The organism is Streptacidiphilus pinicola (assembly GCF_003258295.1).
GTDB lineage: Bacteria > Actinomycetota > Actinomycetes > Streptomycetales > Streptomycetaceae > Streptacidiphilus > Streptacidiphilus pinicola.
On sequence record NZ_QKYN01000175.1, the window covers coordinates 1 to 6,160 of the forward strand.

General features: G+C 68.4%; 7 protein-coding genes and 1 rRNA gene. 5 read left to right on the forward strand and 3 right to left on the reverse strand.

Annotation, left to right across the window (positions count from 1 at the left end; translation table 11 throughout):
• The first annotated feature begins 48 nt into the window (after nucleotides 1–48).
• Both rrf and DN069_RS34360 read left to right on the forward strand, forming a co-directional pair.
• Nucleotides 49–165, forward strand: a 5S ribosomal RNA gene (gene rrf / locus DN069_RS34355).
• A gap of 66 nt (nucleotides 166–231) precedes the next feature.
• The gene (locus tag DN069_RS34360; RefSeq protein ID WP_111507164.1) at nucleotides 232–873 is read left to right on the forward strand and encodes a class I SAM-dependent methyltransferase; all 642 of its coding nucleotides are present in this window, start codon (nucleotides 232–234) and stop codon (nucleotides 871–873) included.
• Between the two features lie 117 nt (nucleotides 874–990).
• On the opposite strand, the gene DN069_RS34365 is transcribed toward DN069_RS34360, so the two are convergent.
• On the reverse strand, nucleotides 991–1,656 hold the full coding sequence (locus DN069_RS34365) for a DUF4097 family beta strand repeat-containing protein (RefSeq protein ID WP_111507165.1): 666 nt from the start codon (nucleotides 1,654–1,656) through the stop codon (nucleotides 991–993).
• Nucleotides 1,657–1,883: 227 nt separating this feature from the next.
• On the opposite strand from DN069_RS34365, the gene DN069_RS34370 reads away from it, so the two are divergent.
• Nucleotides 1,884–2,612 carry a GbsR/MarR family transcriptional regulator gene (locus DN069_RS34370; RefSeq protein WP_111507166.1) on the forward strand — a complete coding sequence of 243 codons (729 nt, stop codon included), beginning with the start codon at nucleotides 1,884–1,886 and terminating at the stop codon, nucleotides 2,610–2,612.
• 15 nt (nucleotides 2,613–2,627) lie between these two features.
• Here DN069_RS34370 and DN069_RS34375 read toward each other — a convergent pair whose 3' ends face one another.
• Nucleotides 2,628–2,897 carry a DUF1905 domain-containing protein gene (locus tag DN069_RS34375; RefSeq protein WP_207892374.1) on the reverse strand — a complete coding sequence of 90 codons (270 nt, stop codon included), beginning with the start codon at nucleotides 2,895–2,897 and terminating at the stop codon, nucleotides 2,628–2,630.
• Between the two features lie 138 nt (nucleotides 2,898–3,035).
• On the opposite strand from DN069_RS34375, the gene DN069_RS34380 reads away from it, so the two are divergent.
• Nucleotides 3,036–3,704 carry a TetR/AcrR family transcriptional regulator gene (locus tag DN069_RS34380; protein WP_111507167.1) on the forward strand — a complete coding sequence of 223 codons (669 nt, stop codon included), beginning with the start codon at nucleotides 3,036–3,038 and terminating at the stop codon, nucleotides 3,702–3,704.
• A gap of 3 nt (nucleotides 3,705–3,707) precedes the next feature.
• Here DN069_RS34380 and DN069_RS34385 read toward each other — a convergent pair whose 3' ends face one another.
• Entirely contained in the window at nucleotides 3,708–4,607 is a 900-nt protein-coding gene (locus DN069_RS34385) for an aldo/keto reductase (RefSeq protein ID WP_111507168.1), read from the reverse strand.
• A gap of 232 nt (nucleotides 4,608–4,839) precedes the next feature.
• Here DN069_RS34385 and DN069_RS34390 point away from each other — a divergent pair, with 232 nt between their 5' ends.
• Entirely contained in the window at nucleotides 4,840–5,724 is an 885-nt protein-coding gene (locus DN069_RS34390) for an aminoglycoside phosphotransferase family protein (protein ID WP_243640153.1), read from the forward strand.
• The last annotated feature ends 436 nt before the right edge of the window (nucleotides 5,725–6,160 follow it).

Here is a 6,160-nt window from a genome sequence, read left to right on the forward strand (position 1 = left end):
GTGCTGTTCTGAGACAGCGACCAACATGGTTGCACGATCTCATCGTGTTTCGGTGGTCATAGCGTGAGGGAAACGCCCGGTTACATTCCGAACCCGGAAGCTAAGCCTTACAGCGCCGATGGTACTGCAGGGGGGACCCTGTGGGAGAGTAGGACGCCGCCGAACAACTTTTACAAAGAAGCCCCCTGACCACCGGTCAGGGGGCTTCATTGCGTTCCAGGGGGAGTCGAGATGTGCTCTGACGGATGGCTGGCCGACACCAGGGCGGCCTACGACGACGCCGCTGCCACGTACGCGGACCGGTTCCGCGATCTGCTCGACAGCACGCCTTACGAGCGGGCACTTCTGACGCTCTTTGCCGATCAGGTACGGCAGGCCGGTGGTGGACCCGTCGCGGACGTGGGGTGCGGTGCGGGCCGGATTGCCGGCTTCCTGGCCGAACAGGGCGTGGACGTGTTCGGGATCGATCTGTCGCCGGAGATGATCGGGGCCGCCCGCCGCGATCATCCGAACATCCGCTTCGATGTGGGTTCCATGACGGAACTCGACCTGCCCGAAGCCTCTCTGGCCGGCCTGCTCGCCTGGTACTCGCTGATCCACGTTCCCGACGACGAGATCGCGCACGTCCTTGCACGCTTCCACCACGCGCTCCGGCCTGGTGGGCTGATGCTGTTGGGCTTTCACGTCGGAGACGACTCCGTCCTGAGGACGAAAGGCGTCGACGGAGCCGCGATCCGCGTCCACGTGCATCGCCGTCAACCCGACCGCGTCGCCGCCTGGCTCCAGCAGGCCGGCTTCACCGTGGAGTCGACGACGACGCTCACGTCCGGGGAGAGCAGTCTCGGCGCTGTCCTCTTCGCCCACCGCAGCTGATACACCGTCTCGGACGGCATCGCGGTCCAGCCATGCTCGGCTGAACGGCCGCCGGCCGGGCCCACGCCGTTGGGAGTTGGCGTGGGCTCGGCCGGTTGGTCCCGTGCTGAGGATTACTCACAGGCTGCGGGCGGTGATGTTGCCGTGGCCGGTGGTGGCGCGGATGTCGAGTTCGATGGTGCCGTTGTTCTTCAGGGCGTTGCTGACGCGCCCGTGGCCGGTGCCGGCGTCGAGGGACGCGGAGGCACCCGGGGTGGCGCCGACGGTGATGTCGCCCATCTGGGTCGCCAGAACGACGGCGCCGTGGGTGGCCTCTTCGACGGTGATGGCGCCGCGGGCGGTGGTGATCTGGGCGGGGCCGCCCAGGCGGCCGATCTCGACGTCCCCGTCGACGGCGGTGAGGCGGACGTTCGCGGCCTCGTCGATCTTGATGTGCTGGTAGGCGCCCTCGAAGGTGATGTCGCCGAGGCGGCCGACGCCACGCAGTTCGCAGGAGGCGGTACGGGCGTCGAGGTGGGAGCCGGTGGGGACCTGGAGGGTGATCTCGACGGAGCCGGTGGGGCCGAAGTACTGGTTCCTGGGCTCGGCTCCGCCGATCCGCAGGGTGCCGTCGGCGAAGGCGACGGTGGTCTGTTCGGCGGCCTTCACGTCGCGGCTCTTGGCGGGGTTGGCGGGCCGGACGTCGACGGTGGTGTCGGTGCGGTCGGCGGCGATGACCTGGATGCGCCCGGCGGCGATGTTCAGGACGGCGGTGACCGGGGCGGTGGCGGCGAACTTCTGCATCGTTCTCTCCTTGCGTGCGCTTCGTTTCTGACATCGAGAACGCTACGTTGCGTTCAAGGATTGCGCAATGAGCTTGTTGCATGTTGGGAACATAGGTGCAGGTCAACATGCAGATTTCGTTGCACTGAGTCTGTATCTAACGCAATGACGCCTACCGATGCCGTTGCATTGGATGGCGAGTGAACGCTAAGCTGCCGGCATCGGGGACAGCAGAGAAGGAGATCGCGGTGCCGGGAGGCAGACTCACCCAGCAGGAGCGCCAGCAGATCGCGCTGGGCTTGGCCGACGACCTCTCCTATGCGGAGATCGCCCGACGCCTCGAGCGCCCCACCTCGACGATCACGCGCGAGGTGGACCGCAATGGTGGCCCCCTCGCCTACCGTGCCGACCTGGCCCACCGGGCCACGGAACGCCGCGCCCGCCGGCGCAAGCAGGTGGCCACCCCGCACCCCGACACTCGATCTCACGGGCCTGATGACGAGGCGCTGCGCGAATACGAGGAGACCTTCACGACCTTGATGATGAGTCAGGGCCTGCCCAGGATGACCGCCCGGGTGCTGACCAGCCTCTTCATCTCCAACGCCGGCAGCCTCACCGCGTCCGAACTGGCCGCACACCTCGAGGTCAGCCCCGCGTCGGTCTCCAAGGCCGTGGCGTTCCTCGAGGAGCAGGGCCTCATCCGCCGTGAGCGCGACGAACGCCGCCGTGAGCGCTACTTCGTGGACGAGGACGTCTGGTACCAGTCGACGATCGCGAGCGCCCAAGGCGTCGCGGCCGTCGGCAGGACCGCGCGCCAAGGCGTCGCTCTGCTCGGCCGCGGGTCTCCGGCCGCCACTCGTCTGGAGAACATCGCCCGCTTCAGCGACTTCATCAGTGAGAGCATGCTCCGCGCCGCCGAGCAGGTCCGCGACGTGCTCCACACCAAGCCCGAATCGGCCACCGGCGACGTCGGCTGATCGGACGTGTCCGGGTCAGCGCGGGTCCGTGTCCAGTTCGATGGTGACCGGGAGCTGGTCGCCGGCGGCGACCGAGGCGGCCTGGCGGATCGCGGCGCTGACGCTGATCAGGGTGCGGCCGCCCATGACGCCCAGGGGCGTGCGGTAGGTGTAGCCGTTGAGGGTGACCCGGACCGGCGGGCGCTTTCCCGCGCCGAGACCGGTCACGATCTCTTGGGGAACGGGAATGCCAGTGGTGGTCTTGCCGGTGGCCTCGACTGTCGCCTGGAACAACACCGTCACCATCTCCTCACCGTCTGGGCTCGACACTGTCTGGGCTCGACGCTCGTCCGACGCTTGTCGTCCATCTCTTGCACCGATGGGTGCACTATCTTGTATACCACCCAGTACCGGCGGCGGCGAGCAAACGGTGGAGTCCTCGACATGAGTGAGCAGCAACCCCCGGTCCACATCCCCGCGGGACTGCGGGACCGCGGCCCCGATCCGCGGACCGTGCGGACCCGCGCCGCCGTGGCCGAGGCGGCCACCACCCTGTTCCTGCGCAACGGCTACGCGGACACGGGGGTCGACGAGATCGCCGCCCTCGCCAAGGTCTCCAAGCGCAGCATCTACAACAACTACGGTGACAAGGAGTCGCTCTTCACCGAGCTGGTGCTCGGCTTCACCACCACAGCAGGGGAGTTCGCGGAGCAGCTCGTCGGCGGGCTGACGGAGGCTGCCGACCTCCCGCAGGCGCTGCACGCCTTGGGCCGCCGGCACCTCGCCACCGTCGCCCGCCCCGAGGTGTTGCGACTGCGCCGGCTGATCATCCTCGAGGCCACCCGGTTCCCGGCGCTGGCCGACGAGTACTACCGGCGCGCGCCCGGCCGGGTCATGGCGGCGCTGACCGAGGCGTTCACCTCGCTGCACGCACGCGGCGCGCTCCGCGCGCCGAACGCGCGCCGTGCCGCCGAGCACTTCTCGTACCTGGTGCTCGGCAGCACCCTCGACGCCTTCCTCTTCGCTCCCGAGGCCCAGCTGCTCTCCCCGGACGAGCTCGACCGGCTCGCGGACGACGGGGTCTCCGCCTTCCTCGCCGCCTACGGCTCCTGAGAATCAGCCCAGCAGAGCCAGCTCCTCCGCCGAGAGCCGCAGCGCCCCGGCTGCCACGTTCTCCTCCAGGTGCCGCACGTCGCCCGTCCCGGGGATGGCCAGGACGTGCGGTCCCTGCTGCAGGGTCCAGGCCAGCCGGACCTGCGCGACGGTCACACCGTGGGCACGGGCGACGGCCTCCACCGCCTGGCCCTCCTGGTCGCCGACACCGACACTCGCACCGGCCTCGCGTCGCGAACCGGCGATGGCGAAGAACGGGACAAAGGCGATGCCGAGTTCGCCGCACCGACGCAGCAGCGTGTGTTGCTCCGGTGCTGCGCCGATGCCGTAGGGGTTCTGCACGCAGACGACGGGCGCAATGGCGAGCGCCTCGGTCAGTTGCTCGGAAGACACGTTGGAGATGCCCAGGTGCCGGATCAGTCCGGCGTCACGGAGTCCTGCCAGCGCGCCGAAGTGCTCGGCGATCGAGCCGCCCCGACTGCTCGGCGGCACGCGCAGGTTCACCACGTCCAGGTGGTCCCGGCCGAGCTGCCGCAGGTTCTCCTCCACCTGCCCGCGCAGCTCGTCAGGTGACGCCCAATGCCAGGAGCCCGAGGCGTCGCGGCCGGGCCAGACCTTGGTGGCGATGACCAGCTCCTCCGGGTAGGGCGCCAGCGCCCGGTTGATCAGCTCGTTGGCGGAGCGCGTGGTGGAGAAGTAGAACGCGGCGGTGTCCACGTGGTTCACGCCCAGCTCGACCGCACGTCGCAGTACGGCGATGGACTGGGCCCGGTCACGCGGCACACCGTGGTCGAAGGGCGCGGTCCCGGTGAGGCGCATCGCGCCGAAACCGAGGCGGTTGACGGTCAGGTCACCGAGACGCCACGTACCGGCGGCAGCCGCGGAAATCGTCGTTCGGCTCATGAAGCTGTTCACCTCGTGCGTTTGCGGGAGGGGGACCCAGCGGGAACGCGGGCACGAAAAAAGCCTCCTCGGCCGCGGACTGCTGTCCGCACCGAGAAGGCTCGCGTGTGCTGAAAAGCTAGCAGGCTCGTCGGGGTGGCTGCCACGGGAATTCGATTGACGCCCGTCCCGCGCGCGCGTTCCCATGACGGTCGACCCACGGTCGACCCGGAGGAAAGGCGAGAGCGCGCCCATGGCCAAGATGCACGTCGACGAGGTGGACACCGACGCAGCACTCGCACGACGGCTGGTCGCCGCGCAGTTCCCGCAGTGGGCCGGCCTGGAGGTCGAGGCGGTCGAGCGGATCGGGACCTCCAACGCGATGTTCCGGCTCGGCGCGGACATGGTCGTCCGGCTGCCCCGGAGGGCCGGCGCCGCGAAGGACATCGACATGGAGCACGAGTGGCTCCCGCGCCTCGGGGCCCAGCTGCCCACCCCGATCCCGGTGCCGCTCGCCCAGGGAACACCCCAGGAGGGGTACCCGTGGCGCTGGTCCGTCTACGAGTGGCTCGACGGAACAAACCCGGTCGTCGGCCGACTCACGGCACCGAAGCTCCTCGCCACCGACTTGGCGGCTTTCGTCACCACCCTGCGCCGCACCGACCCGGCTGACGGTCCCGCTTCGTACCGAAGCGAACCCCTGCCGCAACGGGACGCCGACACGCGCCGCGCGCTCGCGGATGTGCGCGACCTGGTCGACCAGGGCGCCGCCCTGTCCGTCTGGGAGAGCGCGCTGCGTGCACCCGAATGGACCAACGCGCCGGTCTGGATCCACTCCGATCTGCAGCCGGGCAACCTGCTGGTCTCCCCGGAGGGACGACTCAGCGCTGTCATCGACTTCGAGTGCGCCGGTTTCGGCGACGCCGCGGTCGACCTCCTGCCGGCCTGGTACGTCCTGCCGCCCGAGGCACGCGCCCTGTTCCGTACGGTGGCCGAGGTCGACGAGGCGACCTGGGTGCGCGGTCGGGGCTGGGCACTCTCGGTCGCACTCCTCGAACTCAGCTACTACCGGCACAGCAACCCGGTGATGGTGGCGACCGCCCAGCACGTCCTCGACGAGATCCTGGCCGAGGGTTGACACCCCCTTCGCGGATGCGTAGTGTTCTCCGGGTTGCCCCGCTCGCGGTGCGGGTGTCCGGGCAGCCAACCCCCTCGAAATTGATCAGCACTGATGGTATTTGTGCTGCCCAGTTTTAGAGGGAACAGTGGGAATGGCTGGTGGATTTGGTTTCGGCCGGAGAAATCAGCTAGAGTTTCACTCGTCGGAACGGGCCGGAGCGAAAAGCGAAGGCAGAAAGTTCTGATAGAGTAGAAAACGAAGGAAGCGCCCGGAGGGCCCGGTGAAACGGGGCCGAAGGAAGCGTCCGTTCCTTGAGAACTCAACAGCGTGCCAAAAGTCAACGCCAGTTACTTTTGAGAAACAAATTTCAGCGAGGACGCTGTGCACGGGTCCGCTCATTCCAGCGGATGCTGTGCCGCTCTGCGCGAATATTGTGCCTTATTTAAAGGCCAAA